This window comes from Streptomyces sp. NPDC127119 (assembly GCF_042677425.1).
GTDB lineage: Bacteria > Actinomycetota > Actinomycetes > Streptomycetales > Streptomycetaceae > Streptomyces.
Genome location: NZ_JBHXTO010000067.1, coordinates 1 through 20,975, shown reverse-complemented (window position 1 = coordinate 20,975; position 20,975 = coordinate 1). Strand labels below are relative to the sequence as shown.

The following is a 20,975-nucleotide window of genomic DNA, read 5'->3' as shown; positions in this document are numbered from 1 at the left end:
CTCTGTCGGGTGTTGTCGGTCGCCTCGACTTGGTTCAGGGCCTGACGTAGGCGCTGCGCGCCTCAAGCCCCTCGCGCGAGACGGTGAAGTTCTGCTGGTACGAGCCCGGGCGCAGGTTGTGCGTGACGGACTTGACGTAGTAGTCGCCGTCGTACGCCCGTCCGGCGCCGCGGACGCCGACCAGTTGGCGGGGCTGGAGGATGTAGCCGTGCCGGTTGACGTCGAGCGAGCCCGAGCCCGAGATGACGTCGGCGGACACGGCGGCCCTGGCGAGCAGTTCGGCCTCGGCCTGTTCACGCTGCTGCTTGGCCGTGCCGGTGAGCGTTCTGCGTTTGAGGGCGGGGGTGGGGCGCTTGCCGAGCGGTGGGCGCAGGGGGCTGATCGGCGGCTGCGGCAGCAGGGTGGACACCCTGGTCCCCGGGTCCTGCCAGCGGGCCTGCGGCTCCTCCCGCGCGGTTCCGTCGTACGAGAACGTCAGCTGGTCGACGGTGGAGTTGTTGTCCATGTTGACGTTGAGGGCGTGCTGGCGGATGCCGAGGCGGATCTCGGGACCCCAGCGGGCGGACGACTGCCCGGGGGTGGGGCCGGGTTCCAGGTAGAAGGTGTAGCCGTTGGCGCGGGCCAGCTCGGTGACGTACTGGAGGTCGGTACCGGTCTGGTAGTGCACGCGGAGGTCCTGGTGCGGGGGCTGGCTCACCTTCTCCTTGTAGACATCGGGCCGGATGCCGTAGTCGGAGTAGCGGCGCAGGATCGCGAGGACGCGGTCGGAGGGCGGGAGATTGGGATAGCGGTCGGTCCGCTCCTCCAGGTCCATCAGCAGCGACAGGTCCTCGCCGGTGACGGTGAGCGTGGAGTGGCCGGGCTGGTTGCTGGCGCCGACCTCCTGGCGCACGATCAGGCCGTCGAGGAGCACGTCGGGGGTGCCCTTGACGGTGACCGTCACGATGATCCGGGTCTTCGGGTCGAAGAAGCCCTCCGGGAGCAGGGCACGGTTGATGATCCCGTTCTTCGTGAGGTCGAAGGCGAGCTGGAAGCCGCTGCGTTCGCCCGCGGTAGCGGTGATCTGCGCGGACAGCAGCGCTTCGGTGACCTCGGCGGGGACGGGGCGGGTGAGTTTCGGACCCATGCGGAGGGTGATGTGTACGGGACCCTGGCCCACGGGGACGTCAAACACGCCGCTCTCCCCCGCTGCCGGGGAGCGGCACCTCGATGACCTTGCCTGCCTCGTCGGTCAGCTCCCGCGGGTCGAGGACCGGGTTGGCGTCGGCGATCTGCCACCACTGGGCGGGATCGCCGTAGTAGCGCTGCCCGAGGAGGTCGGGGCGGTCGCCGCTGCCGACGGTGTGGCGCCGGCCCTCGTCGCCGGCCCGGTCGAACTGATCGAGCTGACCGGGCTGACCGGGCTGACCGGGCTGGTCGAGCGGGGGCAGCAACCGGCCCTTGGTATACCGGACTTCGGTGCCGTCGGGTTGGCGGTGGATGCCGATCTCGGCGTCGTGGTAGCGGCTGGAGCGGGGGTAGGGGTGGGCGCCGGGGATGGCGTCCAGGGCGTTCTCGTAGGGCTCGATGTCTGCCATGGCCGCTGCCTCAGCCCCTTCCGGTCAGGGTGACGCCGGTGCCCGTGCCCGTGCCCGTGCCCGTGCCGGCGCTTGTGAGGCCCAGGCCGCCGAGGCTGCCGCGGCGGGCCGCCGAGGCGAGGCGTTCCTTCTGGGCGAGGTGGGCCATGTAGAGGTCGGCGCCGCGGTGTCCGGCGGGCAGGTCGCTGACGGTGAGGACCTTCAGCCCGATGCCGAGCGAGGCGCGGATCGGGTTGAGGTTCACGTCGAACGCCGACTCGTTGATGGACAGTTCGGTGATCCGCACGGGCATGACGCGCTTGCTGCCCCAGGTGAAAAGGGTCAACGGCATTTCGATCGGGCTGATTTCGATGGCCCCCTTCTGCGAGAGGCGGGTGGCGTCGCGGATCTGCTGGGTCGTGGGCTGCACGAGCATTTCGAGCGTGGCGAGCTGGGGGTGGATGCCGTCGGGGGCGGCGACCTCGAACTGATCGGTCGCGTCGATCTCGGCGGTGAACTTCCAGGTCTCCTGGGCGGGCCCCTTGAGCCGCAAAGCCTCATTCCGATCCCCGGACCCACTCCCCCCACCACCGGAATCCCCACTCCCCCCGGCGGACTGCGGACTGAGACTGCGCTCCAGGGTGTCGGGATTGAACTGCAGCACGATGATGCGCTGGGGGGTTCCGCGGTCGGGGTCGACGACGACTATTCCGGAACGGATGGGTTTGGGGATGTCGGCGTAGCGGGTCATATTCACTCCGTATCAGGGCGGTCGGGGGTTCGCTCTCCGGCGCTGGCATTTTTGGCGGCATCCACAGCGCGGAGAATGCGCGTCTGGGTGGGAGAGGGGCTCTTCGGCCAGGCAGCCGTGATCTCGTCGACGATTTCCATGTGAGTTGCCAGGAAGTGGCTCGCGAGAATCACGACGACTTCAACCTGCAACTTGGTGTCGGGTGTCCTCACGGTTCGCGCGAGAATGTCGCCGACCGTCTCGTCCCGTAGGTGCGCGAAGGCGCTCAGCACGTCGAGGCGCTCTCGTGTACTCATGGATTCGTCGAGCAGAATTGCACTCAGTGCGTCGATCAGATTCTCGTTGAGGGTCTCGGAAGCCATCAGCGCACAGCGCGCCGCTCGACCTGCGGCGTTCATGACCACCGGCGTGGGGTGCGTGCGCAGGATGTCCGCGATGCGGTCGCCGTCCTCGGCTGTCGCGAGGTGAGCGAGAACCAGCAGCGCACTGGCGTGGTTGAGCCCCTCGTCACCGTCGGCTTCGGAGGGGTACGGCGGATCCTCGAGCACGCGGCGTGCCGCCTCCCGTACAGCGAGGTGGTGAGCCCCGTACGGGTTCGCCGTCCCGAATCTGGTGAGGGCCTCCGCCTCGCTGTACTGGTCGAGCGCCACGCCGACCCCCACAGGGTCACCGCTGCACAACAGTGCGAGAAAGTCACTCGGCTGCCCACTCCCTGAAAACAGGTTCTCGCGATGCTCCGCGATCCCCGGGTCGAGGACGGAGAAATCTTCCCAGTGATAGGAGTCGAATGACACTTACTCTCCCTGGCCCGTAATGAACTTGATCGCTTCGGCTGGAATCAGGCCGTGGATCAGCACTTCCTGGGTTCGTACGACGTCCTGGAGTGCCTGCCGCTGCGATCGCACGGGATTGGCCAATCCGTACAGTTCCTGCTCTTCCGATCCGGTGAGGTCAAAGATCTGCGTCGGCGACACATGGAGAAGATCGATCGTGACGTAACCGAATTGGCCGCCAAGTTTCTCTCCCTTCGCGTTGGTGAGGTTCTTGGCATCGATTTTCGTCACTGAAGTGAAGGGTGTCTGCTTCTCCTGCCCCTTGGGCGCCGAGGCACCTTGGACATGCGCCATGATGTTTTCCGGCGACGCGATCATCTCTGGGGCGGTAACGGTTATTCCACGCTTGTCCGGCCTCTTGTCCCGTCCGGCAAGGGCGCGCTGCACCACGCGGGGAACATAGTTGCCCGTCTCACTAAGAACATACTGCCGCATTGGGTACCGGGGATCCCGGTAGGCCACCTGATCTCCAAGCCGCTCGGATTCCTGGAGCACATCCTTGCTCGATCGGAACTGACCGACATGAACAGTCTCACCGGGCAGATTCCCCGACGGCGAGCGATAGTAATTCAGGAAGACGGAGTCCGGGAAGTCACGAGCCACTATGTCGTTGAGCTCACGCTCGTCCGGGTCCCACTGGAGTTCACCGAGTCGCGCCCCGCCCTGCCGGGTGGAATTCTTCTTCTTCGATTGAGCGACTCGCTGCGTCTGACTGTTGCTCTGTTGGGCGGCTGCCGCCTTCTTGTGCTTCGCTATGATCTCGTCGCCGATTTTATTGCACAGCTTGACTATGTCTCTGAGTTCACGCTGCCCGTGCACTTCACCTTCGATCGCTTGACGGATCTCGGTGATCACCTTGTCCTCGAACTCACCCAGGGCGAAGGTCTCGAAATCCCCTTGCGTGGCCAGACCTTGCGGATTGAGTGTCGCGATGACACGGAAGTTCTCGGCGCCCTGGGCGGAGAGGTCAGTAAGTCGGTGCCAGGCCCGCAGGGCGCGTAGGACCCCACGGAAGGCCAGTTCGGGGGTTCCCTTGTCGAGCAATGTGTTCAATTGAGGCCGTATGCGCGCGATGATCTTCCGGAGTCTCTCGTCCTTCGAGTCCCGGGAGTCCTCCTCCTTTCTCCGCCTGTCCTTTCCCGACTGGGCCTTGGGCCTGCCGGGGCCACTCCGGTCCGGCCTGCGCCCCGGCTTTCCCGGGCCTCTTCTGCCGGGCCCCGTCCTGGGCCTGTCCGATCCGTCCTTGTCCGCATTGCGCTTCGGCCTCGTCTTGGCGGAACCTTCCTTGCCGCTTCCGGGGCGGGGTTTGCCGGGCGTGCCTCGCTCGTCGCCCTCGGGCTTGTTCGGCTTCCGACCGTCGGGTTCTGAGGAGTCCTTGCTGCCTTTCCTCGGCCCAGTGGAATCCGGGCCCTGGCTCTTCGGCGGCGCGGCGGAGTCTTTGTCGTCCTTCGGCCGATCCGGCGTGCCGCTCTTCGGCCCGGGGCGCGTTTCCGGGTCGAGCTTCGGGCGAGGCGCCGGTTGGGGCTTGGGCTTCGGGGACGGCGTCGGGCGGGTGTCCGGCTTCTCGTCCTCCTTCGTCTTCGGGCGGCCGTTCTTGTCCTTGCCCGTGGGCTTCCTGGTGTCGACCGTCGGCTTCGTCGGGGCCGTGGGGCCGGGCTTGGGGGTGTTCTTGGCTGGGCCCTGCGCCGTGGGCTTTGCCGGGCCCGCGGTCGTCGGCCTGGTCGGGGTGGGAGTCGTGCCGGGCCTCGGGGTTGTCGTGGCCGGCCGGGGCCTTGTCGTGTTGCCCCGGTCGTCCGTGCCCCCGCCCGCCGGGGCCCTGCCGTCGCCGCTGGTCGGTTTTTCCTTGCCCAGTTTGGCCGCCACGCCCTTCAGGCGGCGGCCGACCTTCGCCACGTACTTGCCGATGCCGCTGAGCAGCGCCTCGTACGCGAGTTCCAGGAGGGCGACGATGCCCGCCGCCACCGCCTTCGCGAAGAGGATGCCCGCGCCGCCCTGGCGGACCGCGCGCAGCCAGGTGATGACCGCGCCGATCGCGCGCAGGATCTCGCTGAGGGCGCCGATCGCCGTGCGGACGGCGTCGATGACCGCCATCGCCCAGCCCGCCCCGGGGATGAGTTTGGCGATGACCTTCGTGATGACGATCTCGCCGATGATGAAGGGAAGTTGCGGGACGATCGCGTCCCACGTCTCCTTGACGATCCGCTCCAGGGTGAAGCCGCCCTTGAGGAGTTTGTCGATGATCGCCTTAGGAATGCCGATGATCTCCTCGATCTTCGACTGGAACCACTGCTTCACCGCCGCCTGGACCTCGCGGAAGAGGTGGTTCTTCGCCCCGTCGACGGCGGAGTTCTTCGCCCCGCTCAGCCAGCCGCCCGGGTCGGAGAGGAAGTCGACGGCGATCATCATGAACTCGCCGAGCGCGCCGAGGAGTTTCGACGCGTAGTCCAGGACCGTCTTCACCGCCGCGACCACGGCCTTGACCACATCGAGCAGCATCTTCCGCAGAATGCTCAGGATGCTGCCCAGGAGTTTGCCGATGGCGTTCAGGAGGTCCGTGACGATCTGCTTCAGCAGTTTCGCCAGCCGGTTCACCAGGGCGATCGCCGCCGAGATGAGATTGCTGATGAATTTCCGTATCCGCGCGGCCAGTTCGATGATTCCACGGACCAGGGCCTTCGCGAATTCGATCAGGTCGTCGATCAGGTTCTTGATCGCGTCGACGATGAACTTGCGTGCCTCGTTGATCCAGCGTTCGACCGTGGTCCTGAAGTTCTTGATGAAACCGATGACCGCGTCCCGTGCCGCTCTGATGACACGGACGATCGCGTTCTTGATCTCGATGACCTTCTCTTTGAGCCAGTCGAAGGCCTTGCTGATCCAGTTGCCCGACTCGTTGACGCTGTCGTCGCGCTTCTTCTCGGCGTCCTGCTCCGCCTTGGTGTTCGCGTCCTGGATCTTCTTGTCGCCGTCCGTCTTCTCCTTGGCGACGTCGTCGTCTGTCTTCTTCTCCTTGTCCTGGACGTCCTTGCGAACCTTGTCGTGCCGCTCGGTCTTCTTCGTACCGAGGTTCTTCAGCTCCTCGTCCTGCTCCTTGCGCCAGTCGGCACGCTGAGCGGTCACATCCCCGAGTGCCTTCTCGCGCTCGCCCGCCTGGCTCTCGGTGTTCGCCGCGATCTCGGCGTCGACCTTCTGCTTGTGCTTCGCCTGCGAGTCGCGGAAGTCCCGGTCCTTGGTCTGCCGCCCCTCGGAGATCCCCTTCTGGCCGTCACTGAACGCCGCCCTGAACTGCGGCCCCCGGTCGTGCTCCGCCACCTCGGAGGCCGCCTCGGGGGGTACGGCCCCGGTGGACGACGCCCCGCCCTCCGGCCCGCCGCCCTTGCCGCCCTCGGCGCCGAGCACCTTCGCCGTCAGCTGCTCCTTGGGGGCGTCGGGGTAGACCTGGTTCTCGCCCATGGGGCGGGCCGCGTCGTCGCGGCCCGTCGTGACGGTGTCCTGGCCCTTGGTGTCGACCGCGGCGCCCTGTTCGCCGGCCGCGCCCTCCGCCTCGCCCTGCAGTTCCACGCCCGGCGCGTTGCCCGCCTGGGCCTGCTTGAGCGCCTCGTCCTTCGTCGGCAGCCCGGCGAACTTGGCGGCCAGTTCCTGCGCGTCCACCTCGAAGCCGAGTTTGTCCGCGAGCCAGCCGATCCCGAAGCCCAGGGCCATCTTGAAGGTGTCCCAGCCGTCCGGCTCCTCCGCCTTCTCGGCCTCGATCTGGCCCTCGGGCTCCTTGGCGCCCTTGACCTCGGCCTTCTCCTCCTCGGGCGCCTCGGACTTGCGCGCCGGGTCCTGGGAGTACTGCGCGGGTGCGTCGGCCTTCGGTTTGCCCTGGAGGGTCTGGGGCGCGCCGGCGGGTCGCTGCATCGAGGGCGGGGCGGCGGCGAGTGCCTTGTGCTCGTCGCCGACGGTACGGTCGACCGAGCCGCTCACCCCGCCCATGGCCTCAAGTGCCCTGTGGGGCTTGAGATTCGAGGCCGTGGACAGGCCCGCTTCCGGGGACACCTGCGAGAGGTTCGGGGCCGGGGCGGAGTCCTTCTTGCCGCCTTTGCCGCCCCGGGCGGCCGGCACAGCGGCACTGCCGCCGCCTCCGCTCCTGCCTCCGCCGCCTCCGCGCGCCCCCTTGGCGGCCGGCGCCGACCTGCCCGCCGGGGCCCGGGAGGCAGGAGCGGCTGCGGTAGCGGGAGCGGTCTGGACGGGCTCGGGCGCGGATTCGGGCTCGGGCTCGGGCTGAGAGGTGGGGGTCTGCGCTGCCGGGGATTCCGTCGTCCCGGTCGCTGTTCCGGCCCCGCTCCCGGACGTGTTGCCGGAGACATGGCTGTCTCGTGCGGGTGACGCGGTCCCGGACTCGGTCGCCGACGTACTCGTCCCCGCCGAGGATCCCGAGGAGCCCGCAGACCCCGCAGACGCCGTTGCCGACGACGCCTGCGGACTCGTAACAGCAGCCGAGCCCGAGCTCCCGCCCGCACCCGCACCCGAAGCCGAAGCCGAAGCCGAACTCGCCTGCGGGGAAGCCTTCTCCTGCGCTCCGCCCGCTTTCTCGCCTCCGGCAGGAGTGCCCTTCTCCTCCTTGGCCGCCGTCTCCCGTACTTCTCCGCCGCTCTCGGCGCCGCCTTCGGACCTGCCCGGAGCCTGCTGCACCGCCGTCTGCGCGTCCACCGGTCCGGCCTTGGGGTCGGCACCGCTCTTCGGGTCCCTCGCCGGTACGCCCGACACGGACAGCGGCGCGGCGGCCTGCTCCACCGCGAGACCACCGAACCGGCTGTCGCCCGGACCGGATTCCGGGCCGGCCTCCGCGTCCGCCGGGTTCATGCCGGCGGACGCGATGACGTCCCCGGAATCGGACTCGGACTCGGACCCTGCTTCGGACTCCGCCGCCGCGTCCTCCGCGTCCTCGGCTTCCCGTTCCGCCTGCACCTTGTCGGCCCTGGTCACCGGGGGCGCGGAGAACGACGGGGCAGCCGTGGCGGCGGCCGAGGACGGGTCCGACGCGTCCGCGGTCGGTATGCCGGAGATATCGGGGTCGTGCTCCGGGATGAAGTCCTCGGGCTGGAGCTTGGTGTCCCAGGCGCTCTTCTCCCCGCCGCCGACCTCGACCTCGGACTCGCTGCCGGAGCCGAAGGGGTCCTCGTCGGCCGTCTCTTCGGGGCCTTCGAGATCCTGGTTGCGTACGCCGTCGAGCCGGCTGAGCCGGGCGGGCAGCTGGGTATCCTTGCCGGCCACCGTGGGCGAACCCGTCGGCTTCGGCTGCCCGGCCTTGTCCGCCGGCTTGGGATGCTGCCCCGCCACGAGCGCGTCGACGGCGCCCGGACGGTGCTTGGCGGCGGACTCCTCCTTGCTCGCCGCGGGTGCGTTCCGCTCCGCAGCGGCCCCCTTGTCCCCCCCGCCCTCCTTCTGCGCCCCACCGCTCTTGCCGCCACTTTGGTCCCCGGCTGCGGCCCGGTCCTCCTTCGCCTGCTTCTTCTCCGGTCCGCCCTTCTCTGGTCCGCCCGTCGCCGCTCCACCCTGCGCGTCGGAGCCCGCGGTCGTCCTCTCACCTGACTGCCGCGCGCCCGGGGACTGCGCTGCATCGGACGAAGTCTGCTGCTCCTCCGCGTCCCGGCCGCCGCCCGGCCTGGCGCTCCCGTTCTCCGGTGTGGAACCCGTCGCCCCCTCCGCGCCCGACGGCTCCTTCTCCGGCCCCGGCGCCTCCCCGGTCCCCTGCTCCTCGGTCCGCTCCTCCTCGGCCGCACGCCGCTCGCTCTCCCGCCGGACCCGCAGTTCCCGGGCCGCGTCGGCCTCGACCGCCGGGGTCTCGTACGAGTCGGGCTCCTCCGGCAGGTCTCCGTCGGCCTCGATCTCCTCGACCATGTCGAGCACCCGGTCGTGCTCCGAGCCGAGCAGCCGGTCGTCCAGCCGGTCGAGAACGCCGTCCAGCAACTCCTCGGGCAGTCGCGCGAGTTGGTGGCGGGTGCGCTTGGAGCGGTCCTCCGGGTCACCGCGCAGGGACCGCACGACCGAGTTCGTCAAGCGGTCCACGAGGGTCGCCGGGTCGATCTGCTCCAGCCGGTTGCGGTCGGCGTCCACCGTGGCATAGCGCAGCCAGCCCGGCGTGGCCTGGCCCGGTGCCACCTCCGACGCCAGCTCCTGCGCGGACTGCGCGGACTGCTCCGTGGTCGGGCGTACGAGGGTCTGCGCGGCCGATTCCGCCTCCTGTTCGATCGGCTGGTGCGGGAGGCTCACCGCGCCGAGGTCGCGGCCGGCCCGCAGGGCGCCGAGGCCGTCGGGGTTCTGCACGGTGTGCAACAGCTCGTGGGCGAGCAGGCGTTGGCCGTCGGCCGTGCCGGGGCGGTAGGCGCCCTCGCGGAAGAAGACGTCCTGGCCGACGGCGACGGCGTCCGCGCCGAGCAGTTCGGTCAGCTGTCCGGCGTCCCGCCCGGTGTGCAGCCGTACGCGGCCGAGGTCGTGCCCGAGCTGTTCCTCCAGCTCCCTTCGTACGCCGACGTCGAGCGGCTGTCCCGCGCCGCTGACGATGTCCTTGGGCTCGGGTGCCCGGGACTTGGCGGCGCGCTCCTTGCGTCTGCGGCGGCGCTGTTCGGCGACCTGTTCCGAACTGGCGTCCTGTGTAAGCGAGTTGCCACTCATGAAGGCTGCACCTCGCCCTCGCCGGAGAGGCCCGCGTGCACGGCCCGGGCCAGCTCCTGGCCGAGCCGGCGTGCCGACAGCCCGGCGGGCAGCGGCGGCAGGCCGGACAGCGCGTCCAGCGTCACCGCGCCCCGCCCGGTGGCCAGCGGCACACCGTGTTCCCGTACCAGCCGGGTCAGTTCGTGTGTGAACGCGGTGGACACCCGGTCGGGGTCCACGCGGAAGCCGTCGAGGACGAGTTCGCCGATGTCCACCCGGATCGCGTCCGGCCGCCTGCCCGCGCCCCCGTTCCCGCTCCCGCTCCCGCTCACATCGTTCACGCCGTTCACACCCATCCGCGGACCTCCCCGGGGGTGAGGGAGCGCTCCAGCTTGAGGTACTCGGTGCGGGCCGCCGCGAGCATGTGCCGCATCTGCAGGCGGTCGCCCTCCTCGGCGGCGAGGAAGGCTCCGGAGAGGGCGATGTTGCGGATCGAGCCGCCCGCGACGGTCAGTTGGGCCAGCAGCTCCGGTTCGATGCCCTTCACCGGGGTCTGCGGCGGCAGTACGCGGCGCCAGATCTCGGCGCGCTCGTGCTCGGCCGGGAACGGGAAGTCGACGACGAACCGGATCCGTCGCAGGAACGCCGTGTCCAGGGCCTTCTTCATGTTGGTGGTGAGGATCGCGAGGCCCCGGTACGCCTCCATGCGCATGAGCAGATAGCTGACTTCGAGGTTGGCGTACCGGTCGTGGCTGTCCTTGACCTCGCTGCGCTTGCCGAAGAGGGCGTCGGCCTCGTCGAACAGGAGGAGCGCGCCGCCGCGTTCGGCGGCGTCGAAGACGCGGCGCAGGTTCTTCTCGGTCTCGCCGATGTACTTGCTGACCACCTGGGACAGGTCGATGACGAAGAGGTCCAGGCCCAGTTCCTTGGCCATGACCTCGGCCGCGAGGGTCTTGCCGGTGCCCGAGCCGCCCGCGAAGAGCGCGGTGACGCCGAGGCCCCGGCGCAGGGTGGCGGCGAAGCCCCACTCCTGGTGGACCGTCGCCCGCTGCCGCACATGCGCGACGATCTCCCGCAGCACGCTCGTCTGCCGTTCGTGCAGCACCAGGTCGCCCCAGCCCGCGTCCGGCTCGATGCGGCGGCCCAGCTCGTCCATGCCGATCCGGGCCTCGTTCAGCCCGGCCCGCCAGGCGAGGAGCGCGGGGTCCGGCGCGTCCGCGGCCGGCAGCTCACGGCGTACGGCGTCCGCGGCGGACCGTACGACATGGGGTGGCAGCTGGAACTGGGCTACCAGTGCCCGCAGTTCACCCTCCCCGATGTCCACGACGTCCTCGAACGCGCCCGTCCACAGGGCCAGTTGTTCCTCGTCGTCCAGGCTCGGCACCGTCACCCGTTCACCGCGCGTCCGGTCGGACCGACGCGGGTCGGGGCTCGACACGACGACGGGAACGGCCGCCCCGGCGAGGAACGCGTCGGTCGCCGCGTGCTGGTCGCGGTCGAGTTCGCCCGCCTCCACGAGCAGGGCGGCGGGCAGCAGGATCGCCTCGCGCTGCCACAGCCGGGCCAGCAGGTCGCGGTCGGCGGGGGCGGTCGGGATGTCCTCGGCGTTCATCGCGTACAGGGCGAGCCCGGAGCGGCCGGCCGCGGCGGCGGCGATGTCGGCCCGGCTGCGCAGATCACCGCCGACCACCTCGACGAGCAACGGCGCGTCGGGGCGGGTACGCGCGGTCCAGCCGTCGGCGATCCGGGTCGCGGCCAGGTCGTACGACGGTGGCAGCTCCTCGGGGACCGGTGCGCGGCGCAACTGGCCGTGCAGGCGCGCGTCCAGATAGGGCGAGCCGAGCAGGAAATGCAGGACGCGTTCGTCGAGCCGCAGCCGGGACAGGGTCAGGGCCAGGGACTGCCGTGACTCGTCGGCCGGCTCGACGATCCGCCAGCGCCGCAGGGGCGCGACCGGGGTCAGCGCGCTCCAGTGCGGTTCGGCGAGCGCGGCCAGGGCGAGCGAGAACGTGGGGTACGCGCGCTCCGGGTCCCCGCTCGCCGCGGCACAGCGGGCGGCAGTCGTGGCGTCCAACTCGCAGGCTGCGGTGAGGAGTACGAGGTCCCGCTCGAACGGGGTGAGCCCGAAGCAGTCGACCAGCGCGTCGAGGGGGCCCGTCCCCGGACCCGCCGCACCGGCCGGATTCCGTACGGAACCGTCGGCGCCGTCCGCACCGGCGTCCGTGCCGACCTCTGTACCGGCCTCTGTACCGGCCTCTGTACCGGCCTCCGTGCCGACCCCGGTGGTGGCCGACTCGTTCGCCTGGGACACGCGGGACACCCGGGACGCGTGCGCGTCGACGCGGGCGAGGACGCGCCGCATCTCCGAGGTCAGCGTCGCGCTGTCGCCCCCCATGCTCGCCCCGCCCGGCTCGTGCCCGTCCATGCCCTTGGCGCCTGCCCCCGTCGTCCGCATGCCGCCTCACCGCTCCGTGCGGTCGGGACCGCCGTCGGGGGCGGTCGCGGAGTCCGTGGGGGTCGCGGGCGTCGTGCCCTTGGCCGCGCCGCGCGGGACCTTGCCCGCCTGGGCCGCCTTGCCGGGCTGCGCCCCCTTACGGGTACGGGCCGGTGCCTTGGCCGCAGCCTTCACCGGCGCTTTCGTCGGCGCCTTCACCGCCTTCGCGGAGGTCGTTCCGGTGGCTGTCCCACCTGATGCCCCGCCTGATGCCCCGGTCGACGCCTTGGCCGGTGTCCCGGTCGACGCCTTGGCCGACGTCCTGGCGGCCGGTTCCTGCGCGGCGGCGGTTCCGACGGGCGCGCCGCCGTTCGGCGTCACCCGTACCGTCGACCGCTCCACCGGCTTCGCCGGCACCGGTGTCTCGCGGCCCTCGATGAGGACGAGCGCCGCCTGGTAGACCACCGAGAGGGTGTACGGGGTCTGGTGGAGCATCCCCCAGAGCTTCGAGGTCTCGTCGATGTCCATCACCGTGGGCGTGAACCGCACCCGCTGCGCCGCTCCGGCGAGGTCGCTGTCCGCCAAGTAGGGCTTCTCCCCGGCGAGTTCGATGATGTCGAGGGGCAGGACGGGGATCTCGTGCAGCGTGCGTACGACGGAGCCGATCAGCCGCTGGCCGACCAGTTCCGTCTCGTCGCCGTACGCGCTGATGAGGAAGTGCAGGTCCAGCGCCGTCGCGGCCCGCTTCAGCAGCGTGCCGACCAAGGCGCGTGTCGGCAGGTCGGTGGCGCGCTGCGAGGTGTTGGGGGTGACCTGGTAGAGGAAGACGGTGATCGTGGGCTCGGCGGGCGGGTCGGCCGACGGCTTGCGCGGCTCGACCTTGACGGCCATGTCGATCTCGGGCTGGAGGTTGGCCTCGATCAGCAGGGCGAGGGCCTGGGTGACGTGGGCGAGGGCAAGTGCGTTGCTCATGAGGCCAGTTCCTCGGTCCGTGGTGCGCTGATCGGTCGGCAGCCGGCTTCCGTGTGTCTCACTCGCGCCCCCTCGCCAAGTAGTCGGCCAGGCTCACGGTCGCCGCCGGCCGCCCGGGGGCGGTGGGCCGACGGCTGCCGTCGGCCGGGGCGGCCCCCGCCGCCGTCACTTCGAGGCGCCCGATCTGCACCTGGACCACCTGTTCGCCGCCGCGCCCGGACCGTCGGCCCGCGGCCTGCCGTACGGCGTCGCGGGCCGTCGCCGTGTCCGCGGTGCCGGGTCGCAGCGCGGCGGACACGGCGGCAGGGGAAGCCATGCCCGTGCCTGAAGGGAAGGGACCGGACAGCACCCTCGGGGAGGAGGCCCGCTCCGGCTCGCCCCGTCCGGCGGAACGCCGCACCGGGTCGGGCACGGGCCGCAACGCCGGTACGAGCTCGGCCGCGGGCCGCAGCAACGGCGCCTCGGGCAGGTCACGCGGCACGGGCCGGGGCGCAGGCTCCTCGGACACCGGCCGCCCGGCCTGCACGACGGTCCGCTCGCGCTCCGTACGGAGCTGGACCTCGCGCACGGTCGGGCCCGCCACGTCCGTCTCGGACAGACCTTGTCGGGGTGCGGCCGGCCGGAGTGCGCCCACCTCGTCCGGCTCGGGCGCGGTGGCCCGTACCGCCTCGGCCCGTTCGAAGGGGCCGGCCAGGCGCGGTCGCAGCCGCACCACGTCCGCGGGCGGCGCGGCGGCCGGGGTGTGCCGGGCGAGCAGCCGGTCGAAGAAGTCGGGCGCCCGTGACGCCCGCTCCCGCTCGGGGCGCCCTCCCGAGGAATCGGCCAAGGGGTCAGACATCGGCACACAGCTCCAGGTAGTAGCGGCGCCGCAGCGGGCTCAGCGCCAGGATCTCCGGCTCGCTCCAGCCGTAGGCGGTGGCGAGCAGATGGACGTCGAGGAGGACGTCGCGCGCCCAGGCGTCCAGTTCGGTCCACAGATAGGAGGCGATGTCGAGTTCGGCGCGGGTGGCCGCTCCGCACTCGGGGCAGTTGACGTTGAGCGTGAGGTCGGCGCCCGGGTCGGCCTCCTGCGCCGCCTCGGCGAGCCGGTGCCGCACCTCTTCGGGCAGCGCGTCGGCGGGGACGTCCGCTCCATCGCGTACGGCCGAGACGACGCACCGTTCCAGCAGGGCCAGGCGGGGTTCCGGGTGCCGGGCCGCCGCCGTCAGGTCGGCGGCACTCGGCACCCGGAGTTCGATCTCCCAGCCGTCCTCGGCGACCCGCACCGAGGACCGGGCGGGACTGCCTGTCGACCGGGCCAACTCCCCGGCGTCCAGGTCGAATTCCATGTCCTCGCCGCAGGCGGAACAGCCGAGGCGGACCTGCATCCGTTCGCCGAACAGGGTCCGGCGCAGCGCGAAGAGGTCCGCCTCCCGCTCGCCCACCGGCAGCGCGGACAGCGTCTCGGGCCCGGTGTCCGGGCGGGCCGCGCGGTGGAGCAGCAGGGCGCGTCCGGAGGAGGCCTGGACGAGGCCGGTCTCCCAGGTGGTGAGTAGTTCGGCCGCCCGAGTGATCGTCATGTCCCGCCCCCCATTCCGTACTGGCCGTACCGGCCCGTACCTGCCCCCGCTGCCCCGCTGCCCCCGCAGCCCTTGCCGTCCCAGCCGTCCCGACTGCTCCAGCCGTCGTGGCCGTCGTGCGACCCCGCGCCGGTCAGGCGGGGTTCAGGAACGAGGGCTCCTCCGGCTCGGGCACCTCGTAGTCCCGCTCCCAGCCCTCGCATTCGAGCTTCAGCGACTGGATGGCCACCGCGTTGGCGTTGGCGTCCAGCTCGCCGAGCACCTGGTACTCGCTCGGCCAGGTCCGGTAGAGCTTGTGCGAGACGGCCACCTGACCTGCCTCGTTGAGGACCTGGATCACGATGTCCTTGCGGAAGTCGGCGAGGGACACCTCGGAGCCGAGGCCCGCGCCGACCTGCCAGACCTTGTTGGCCCAGCGGTCGAACTCGGGATCGTGGGTGACCCCGCGCTCCAGCGTGATGCCCTCGAACTCGGAGCGCCCGGGCGACTTGCGCGGGGAGCTGGGGTCGCCGCCGTGCCGGTGCTTGACGACCTCGGTGGTCCGCTTCAGTGGACTGATCTTGCTGATGCCCGCGACCGTGCGACCGTCCCACAGCACGAGGAACTTGAAGTTCTTGTAGGGGTCGAAGCGCTGGGCGTTGACAGTGAACTCAGCCATCGGTTTCCTTCACGTTCTCCCTCAGGGGACTCATGGCGTCTAGAGCTCGAACTGCCCGGACGTCTGCTGGATCCTGACGACGACGAACTCGGCCGGCCTGACCGGTGCGATGCCGACCAGGACGTTGACGACGCCGTTCGCGATGTCCTCGTCCGTCGTGGTGTCGCGGTCGCACTTGACGAAGTACGCCTCCCGCGGAGTGCCGCCCTTGAAGGCGCCCTGGCGGAACAGCGTGTGCAGGTACGAGGAGGCGCCGAGGCGGATCTGCTGCCACAGGTTCTCGTCGTTGGGCTCGAACACCACCCATTGCAGGCCGCGTCGCAGACTCTCCTCGACATGCAGGGCGAGCCGTCGTACGGGCACGTACTTCCACTCGCTGTCGAGGGCGTCGGAGCCCTCCAGGGTGCGCGCGCCCCAGACGAGCGGGCCCACCAGCGGCAGCGTGCGCAGGCAGTTGACGCCGAGCGGGTTGAGCAGGCCGCTCTCCCGGTCGGTGAGGTCGACGGTCAGCGAGTGGACTCCCGCGAGCCGTGCCTCGGTGCCGGCCGGCGCCTTCCACACCCCGCGCTCGGAGTCGGTGCGCGCGATGACCCCCGCGACCGCGCCCGACGGCGGGAAGGACCGCAGCCGTCCGGTGAGCGGGTCGGTGAGCTGCAGATGCGGGAAGTACAGGCCCGCGTGGTTGCCGCGGACGGCGTCGAAGGCGGCGAGTCCGGCGCGGGCGGTGTCCACGCTGACCCAGGTGCCGGGCGAATCGACGAGCAGGAAGATCCGCCGCTCCTCGCAGAGCCTCTGGGCCGCGGAGACGACCGTGATCGCGTCGTCGGTCGACTCGTACGCCGCGAGTTCCGGCAGGACGAGCAGGTTGACGTCCGCGACGCCGCGCAGCGCCTGGAGGCCGGTCTTGCCGGCCTCGCTGCCGATGAGGTCGCGCGGTCCCGGGGCCTCGCCGTCCTCGCCGCCCTCCAGAGGGAAGACGGGCGGGTTGACGGAGGCCTCAAGGCCCAGGTCGTTGGCGCACTCGCCGACGAACCGGACGACGTCGTCGGGGTCGGTGGAGCCCGCCACGACCTGGAGGCGACGGCCGAAGGCGGTGACCTCGGCGCCCGCGAAGGCGTGCCGTCCCGGCGCGTCGGGCAGCGCCCGCAGCCTGCGTTCGAGCAGCAGGGCCAACTCGGCCACGTTGGAGGGGGATTCGCCGTCGCAGTCGGGGTCGTACAGCGTGAACTCGCGCTCGACGTCACCGATCTTGACGGTCAGGTCGACGGCGAGGTCGGGCAGGTCGTGCCCGAACGGCTTGGAGACGGTGCCGGACGGGTCGGGCCGGCCCTCGCCCACGGCCTCGACGCGGACGAGCCGCGACCCGGCGTTGATCACGGTCGGCGCGTACCGGCCGTGCGCGGTGTCCATGGACAGCCCGGTGAAACTCTCACGGGCCCGGCCCCTGGCGTCGTACACCCGCAGGTTGAAGGTCTCGTCGGGGCGGGGGGTGTCGTGGTCGACGGCGACGCGCAGGCCGTTGCCCCATACGCCGAATTCCTTGGCGTGCACGTCGAGGACCGCGCTCCCGCTGTGGCCCTCGGTGGACTCCAGGGTGACCCGGGCGGCCTTTCCGGTGTTCGCTTTGGCGACGCGGACGATCACGGCGACCGTGCCGCCGTTGCCGAAGAACTGGTGCACCGCGTAGCCGACGGCGCCGCGCGAACTCAGGCCCCCGAAGCGGCGCTCGAACTCGGTGAAACTCGTGACACGCACCGGCTCGTTCAGCGGGCCGCGCCGGGTGTGCCCCACGAAGGCGGTCACCGAGGTGGTGACGGTCGAGACGGTCCGTGCGCTGCTGGGAAGTTCTTCGACGTAGACGCCGGGATACGTGGGCCTGGCAGTGTTCACCGCGTTCATCGGCATTCCCCCTCCTCATCGGATCTCGGGCACCGGATGACATGCACCAAGAGGCGGCAGAGGGGGTGGTAACACATCCGGCGCACGCAGAGGTCTCCGGACGTGCGGAAGGCACGCCGGTCCACGACACCGCATCAGCTTCCCCCGTCAGTGCCCCGGCCGGACGGCCGTCCGGGGTCAAGCAGCTCGCTTGTGACTCCTGATGCTCAAGTGCTCAATCCACCCTGTTGGCTGGGTAGTTGCGTATGCAAGGCGTGTTCACGCCACCCCTGAAGGAGATTCGATGGAGGGCACCGCGCACAGCTCGCACACGATGTACTCGTGTCGCGGCGCCTGATTCACCGATCCGCCACAGGGCGTGGTGCAGCAGAATGGAGCGCATGTCCCGACGCACCCCGCAGTCACGCAACCAGCGCCGTTCCGCTCCCGCGCACAACCCCTCCTGCCCTTGCGGTCTTGCGAAGACGTACGAGGAGTGCTGTGGCCGGTTTCACCGGGGTGAGGGCGCGGCGCCGACCGCCGAGGCACTGATGCGCTCGCGCTACTGCGCGTTCGTCAAGTGCGACGAGGCATACCTGCTGCGCACCTGGCATCCACGCACCCGCCCGACGCACCTGGGTCTGGACCGGGCGACACGCTGGACGGGCCTGGAGATCCTCGCCACGACGGAGGGCACGCCGTTCCACACGACGGGCACGGTGACGTTCCGCGCGTCCTACGCAGGCGGCTCCCTGCACGAACAGAGCCGCTTCGAACGCCAGGACGGCGCATGGGTGTACGTGGACGGAGACGTGTCTTAGGGCGCAGCCCTTGAGGGGCGCGGGGAACTGCGCGACCAGCCACGACGCACCCGCACCCGAAAGCAGCTCGGGACCTGTCACCCCTCAGGGCTGAGGATGTCCAATTCCTGAAGCGCCCCGAGGACAACCTCCCGCGTCAACGCCTCCGCCCGCACCGCGTCACCCGCCCGCACCGCCTCGGCGACCTGCACATGCAGCGTCACCGCCGCGGGATCGGGATCCTCGAACATCACCTGATGGTGCGTACGCCCGGCCAGCACCTCGGCCACCACGTCCCCGAGCCGCGCGAACATCTCGTTGCCGGAGGCGTTCAGCACGATCCGGTGGAAGGCGATGTCGTGGACGAGGTACCCCTCCAGCTTGTGGCCGCGTGAGTGCGCGACCATGCCGAGCGCGCACTCGGTCAGCTCGGCGCACTGCTCGGCCGTGGCGTACTTCGCGGCCAGCCCCGCCGCGACGGGCTCGACGGCACAGCGCAGCACGGTCAGCGAGCGCAGCTGGCGCGGCCGGTCGGCGCCCGCCAGCCGCCACCGGATGACCTGCGGGTCGTAGACGTTCCACTCGTTCGCGGGACGGACGGTCACGCCGACCCGGCGGCGGGACTCCACGAGGTGCATCGACTCCAGGACGCGGACCGCCTCACGCATCACCGAGCGTGACACCTCGAAACGCTGCGCCAGCTCGTCCGTGCGCAGAACACTGCCCGCGGGGTACTCGCCCGCGGTGATCGACGGACCGAGGCTCTCCAGTACATGGCCGTGCAGCCCCCGGCCCGGTGTGCTCATGGGTTCAGGGTACGAGGAACAGAGCACGGACAAAAAGTCAGACTTATACGTCACAGACTCTTGAATTCATCTGACCTATGGGTTTCAGTGTCGTGACGGATGCGGCACCCGACATTCATCCGCAATCCGATGTCGAAGAAGACAGAAGACAGCGAGGCAGTTATGACTACCCCCCACGTCGTCGTGGTGATGGGCGTGGCAGGCACGGGCAAGACCACCATCGGGCCCCTGCTTGCGGACCGGCTCGGCGTTCCCTACGCCGAGGGCGACGACTTCCACCCCGAGGCGAACATCGCCAAGATGACGGCCGGTACGCCGCTCACGGACGACGACCGGTGGCCCTGGCTGGACGCCATCGGCGCCTGGGCGCACGGGCGGGCCGGACTCGGCGGCGTGGTCAGCAGCTCCGCGCTGAAGCGCAGTTACCGGGACCGGCTCAGGGCGGCCGCCCCCGACGTCGTCTTCGTCCACCTCACCGGCGACCGCAAGCTCATCGAGGACCGGATGGCACACCGCCGGGGCCACTTCATGCCCACGGCGCTCCTCGACTCGCAGTTCGCCACCCTCCAGCCGCTCCAGGCGGACGAGACGGGTGTCGCGGTGGACGTCGCCGGCAGCCCCGACGAGATCACCGACCGAGCGGTCACCGCGCTGGACGGCCTCGCCCGCTAACTCCCCGCCGCCCCTGCCCTCCCCGCGGGGCGCCCTCCCCTCTCCCCTCCCATGCAAGGAACTGCACCGTGACCAGACTCAGCGTCGAGATGCTGGCAGCGGATCCCGTCGAGCCGATCACCTCGGCGGGCCATGCTCAGCTGGGCATCGCCGTACTGGCGGGCATCGCCGTCATCGTCCTGCTCATCACCAAGTTCAAGCTCCACGCCTTCCTCGCCCTGACCATCGGGTCGCTGGCGCTCGGCGCCTTCGCCGGTGCGCCGCTCGACAAGGCGATCACCAGCTTCTCGGCCGGTCTCGGTTCGACCGTCGCCGGCGTGGGTGTGCTGATCGCGCTCGGCGCGATCCTCGGCAAGCTGCTCGCGGACTCCGGCGGCGCCGACCAGATCGTCGACACGATCCTCGCGAAGGCGGGCGGCCGTTCGATGCCCTGGGCGATGGTGCTGATCGCCTCGGTGATCGGGCTGCCGCTCTTCTTCGAGGTCGGCATCGTGCTGCTGATCCCGGTCGTCCTGATGGTGGCCAAGCGCGGCAACTACTCGCTGATGCGCATCGGCATCCCGGCGCTCGCGGGCCTGTCCGTGATGCACGGGCTGATCCCGCCGCACCCCGGCCCGCTGGTCGCGATCGACGCGGTCAAGGCGAACCTCGGTGTCACCCTCGCCCTCGGCATCCTCGTCGCCATCCCGACCGTGATCATCGCGGGACCGCTCTTCTCGAAGTACGCGGCCCGCTGGGTGGACGTCCCGGCGCCGGAGAAGATGATCCCCCAGCGTGCCTCCGAGGACCTGGAGAAGCGCCCCGGTTTCGGCGCCACCATCGCCACCGTCATGCTGCCGGTCGTGCTGATGCTGGCCAAGGCGCTGGTGGACATCGTCATCGACGACCCGACGCACATGGTGCAGCGCGTCTTCGACGTGATCGGCTCCCCGCTGATCGCGCTGCTCGCGGCCGTGCTCGTCGCCATGTTCACGCTCGGCCGGGCGGCCGGGTTCACCAAGGGCCGGATGTCCTCGACCGTCGAGAAGTCGCTCGCCCCGATCGCGGGCATCCTGCTGATCGTCGGCGCGGGCGGCGGCTTCAAGCAGACGCTGATCGACTGCGGGGTGGGCCAGATGATCCTGGACATCTCGAAGGACTGGTCGATCCCCGCACTGCTGCTGGCCTGGCTGATCGCGGTGGCGATCCGGCTCGCGACCGGTTCCGCGACCGTCGCCACCATCTCGGCGGCCGGTCTGGTGGCTCCGCTGGCGGCCGACATGTCGACCACGCACACCGCGCTGCTCGTCCTGGCGATCGGCGCCGGTTCGCTGTTCTTCAGCCATGTGAACGACGCCGGGTTCTGGCTGGTCAAGGAGTACTTCGGCCTCAGCGTCGGCCAGACCATCAAGACCTGGTCGGTCATGGAGACCATCATCTC

General features: G+C 70.5%; 16 protein-coding genes. 3 read left to right on the top strand and 13 right to left on the bottom strand.

Annotation, left to right across the window (positions count from 1 at the left end):
- Positions 1 to 34: 34 nt before the first annotated feature.
- The 12 genes from ACFVH5_RS25605 to ACFVH5_RS25550 all read right to left on the bottom strand — a co-directional run bounded on the left by ACFVH5_RS25605 (position 35) and on the right by ACFVH5_RS25550 (position 17,304).
- Positions 35 to 1,174, bottom strand: a complete 1,140-nt coding sequence (locus tag ACFVH5_RS25605) for a hypothetical protein (protein WP_385836113.1) — start codon at positions 1,172 to 1,174, stop codon at positions 35 to 37.
- Positions 1,167 to 1,577, bottom strand: coding sequence for a LysM peptidoglycan-binding domain-containing protein (locus tag ACFVH5_RS25600; protein ID WP_385836112.1), 411 nt, complete (start codon positions 1,575 to 1,577; stop codon positions 1,167 to 1,169). The genes ACFVH5_RS25605 and ACFVH5_RS25600 overlap by 8 nt, the downstream gene beginning before the upstream one ends.
- Positions 1,578 to 1,587: 10 nt before the next feature.
- Positions 1,588 to 2,307 carry a hypothetical protein gene (locus ACFVH5_RS25595; RefSeq protein WP_385836111.1) on the bottom strand — a complete coding sequence of 240 codons (720 nt, stop codon included), beginning with the start codon at positions 2,305 to 2,307 and terminating at the stop codon, positions 1,588 to 1,590.
- A 2-nt stretch (positions 2,308 to 2,309) separates the two neighbouring features.
- Entirely contained in the window at positions 2,310 to 3,101 is a 792-nt protein-coding gene (locus ACFVH5_RS25590; protein WP_385836110.1) for a hypothetical protein, read from the bottom strand.
- Positions 3,102 to 9,797 carry a DUF4157 domain-containing protein gene (locus tag ACFVH5_RS25585; RefSeq protein WP_385836109.1) on the bottom strand — a complete coding sequence of 2,232 codons (6,696 nt, stop codon included), beginning with the start codon at positions 9,795 to 9,797 and terminating at the stop codon, positions 3,102 to 3,104.
- A complete protein-coding gene (locus ACFVH5_RS25580) occupies positions 9,794 to 10,117 on the bottom strand; it encodes a hypothetical protein (protein ID WP_385836108.1) in 324 nt (107 codons plus the stop codon). Before ACFVH5_RS25580 ends, ACFVH5_RS25585 begins: the two co-directional genes overlap by 4 nt.
- Positions 10,118 to 10,122: 5 nt before the next feature.
- The gene (locus ACFVH5_RS25575; RefSeq protein ID WP_385836134.1) at positions 10,123 to 12,171 is read right to left on the bottom strand and encodes an ATP-binding protein; all 2,049 of its coding nucleotides are present in this window, start codon (positions 12,169 to 12,171) and stop codon (positions 10,123 to 10,125) included.
- 66 nt (positions 12,172 to 12,237) lie between these two features.
- On the bottom strand, positions 12,238 to 13,182 hold the full coding sequence (locus tag ACFVH5_RS25570) for a DUF4255 domain-containing protein (RefSeq protein ID WP_385836107.1): 945 nt from the start codon (positions 13,180 to 13,182) through the stop codon (positions 12,238 to 12,240).
- Between the two features lie 58 nt (positions 13,183 to 13,240).
- Positions 13,241 to 14,020 (bottom strand): hypothetical protein, encoded by a 780-nt coding sequence (locus ACFVH5_RS25565; RefSeq protein WP_385836106.1) that lies wholly within the window; start codon positions 14,018 to 14,020, stop codon positions 13,241 to 13,243.
- The gene (locus ACFVH5_RS25560) at positions 14,013 to 14,741 is read right to left on the bottom strand and encodes a hypothetical protein (protein WP_385836105.1); all 729 of its coding nucleotides are present in this window, start codon (positions 14,739 to 14,741) and stop codon (positions 14,013 to 14,015) included. The genes ACFVH5_RS25565 and ACFVH5_RS25560 overlap by 8 nt, the downstream gene beginning before the upstream one ends.
- 133 nt (positions 14,742 to 14,874) lie before the next feature.
- The gene (locus ACFVH5_RS25555) at positions 14,875 to 15,399 is read right to left on the bottom strand and encodes a phage tail protein (protein ID WP_055614510.1); all 525 of its coding nucleotides are present in this window, start codon (positions 15,397 to 15,399) and stop codon (positions 14,875 to 14,877) included.
- A gap of 39 nt (positions 15,400 to 15,438) precedes the next feature.
- Positions 15,439 to 17,304, bottom strand: a complete 1,866-nt coding sequence (locus ACFVH5_RS25550) for a phage tail sheath family protein (RefSeq protein ID WP_385836104.1) — start codon at positions 17,302 to 17,304, stop codon at positions 15,439 to 15,441.
- Between the two features lie 374 nt (positions 17,305 to 17,678).
- Here ACFVH5_RS25550 and ACFVH5_RS25545 point away from each other — a divergent pair, with 374 nt between their 5' ends.
- Positions 17,679 to 18,098 (top strand): YchJ family protein, encoded by a 420-nt coding sequence (locus tag ACFVH5_RS25545; RefSeq protein ID WP_385836102.1) that lies wholly within the window; start codon positions 17,679 to 17,681, stop codon positions 18,096 to 18,098.
- 77 nt (positions 18,099 to 18,175) lie between these two features.
- Here ACFVH5_RS25545 and ACFVH5_RS25540 read toward each other — a convergent pair whose 3' ends face one another.
- Positions 18,176 to 18,883, bottom strand: coding sequence for a FadR/GntR family transcriptional regulator (locus ACFVH5_RS25540; protein ID WP_385836101.1), 708 nt, complete (start codon positions 18,881 to 18,883; stop codon positions 18,176 to 18,178).
- Positions 18,884 to 19,045: 162 nt separating this feature from the next.
- Here ACFVH5_RS25540 and ACFVH5_RS25535 point away from each other — a divergent pair, with 162 nt between their 5' ends.
- Both ACFVH5_RS25535 and ACFVH5_RS25530 read left to right on the top strand, forming a co-directional pair.
- Positions 19,046 to 19,555 carry a gluconokinase gene (locus ACFVH5_RS25535; protein ID WP_385836100.1) on the top strand — a complete coding sequence of 170 codons (510 nt, stop codon included), beginning with the start codon at positions 19,046 to 19,048 and terminating at the stop codon, positions 19,553 to 19,555.
- Positions 19,556 to 19,623: 68 nt separating this feature from the next.
- Positions 19,624 to 20,975, top strand: a 1,352-nt coding sequence (locus tag ACFVH5_RS25530; RefSeq protein ID WP_385836099.1) for a gluconate:H+ symporter, incomplete at its 3' end; no start/stop codon positions are given.

Bases quoted from the DNA above. Each gene is read 5' to 3' on its own strand.
- ACFVH5_RS25540 (WP_385836101.1), bottom strand. From the start codon at position 18,883: ATGAGCACACCGGGCCGGGGGCTGCACGGCCATGTACTGGAGAGCCTC.
- ACFVH5_RS25585 (WP_385836109.1), bottom strand. From the start codon at position 9,797: ATGAGTGGCAACTCGCTTACACAGGACGCCAGTTCGGAACAGGTCGCC.
- ACFVH5_RS25560 (WP_385836105.1), bottom strand. From the start codon at position 14,741: ATGACGATCACTCGGGCGGCCGAACTACTCACCACCTGGGAGACCGGC.
- ACFVH5_RS25555 (WP_055614510.1), bottom strand. From the start codon at position 15,399: ATGGCTGAGTTCACTGTCAACGCCCAGCGCTTCGACCCCTACAAGAAC.
- ACFVH5_RS25565 (WP_385836106.1), bottom strand. From the start codon at position 14,020: ATGTCTGACCCCTTGGCCGATTCCTCGGGAGGGCGCCCCGAGCGGGAG.
- ACFVH5_RS25595 (WP_385836111.1), bottom strand. From the start codon at position 2,307: ATGACCCGCTACGCCGACATCCCCAAACCCATCCGTTCCGGAATAGTC.
- ACFVH5_RS25600 (WP_385836112.1), bottom strand. From the start codon at position 1,577: ATGGCAGACATCGAGCCCTACGAGAACGCCCTGGACGCCATCCCCGGC.
- ACFVH5_RS25570 (WP_385836107.1), bottom strand. From the start codon at position 13,182: ATGAGCAACGCACTTGCCCTCGCCCACGTCACCCAGGCCCTCGCCCTG.
- ACFVH5_RS25545 (WP_385836102.1), top strand. From the start codon at position 17,679: ATGTCCCGACGCACCCCGCAGTCACGCAACCAGCGCCGTTCCGCTCCC.
- ACFVH5_RS25550 (WP_385836104.1), bottom strand. From the start codon at position 17,304: ATGCCGATGAACGCGGTGAACACTGCCAGGCCCACGTATCCCGGCGTC.
- ACFVH5_RS25535 (WP_385836100.1), top strand. From the start codon at position 19,046: ATGACTACCCCCCACGTCGTCGTGGTGATGGGCGTGGCAGGCACGGGC.
- ACFVH5_RS25575 (WP_385836134.1), bottom strand. From the start codon at position 12,171: ATGGGGGGCGACAGCGCGACGCTGACCTCGGAGATGCGGCGCGTCCTC.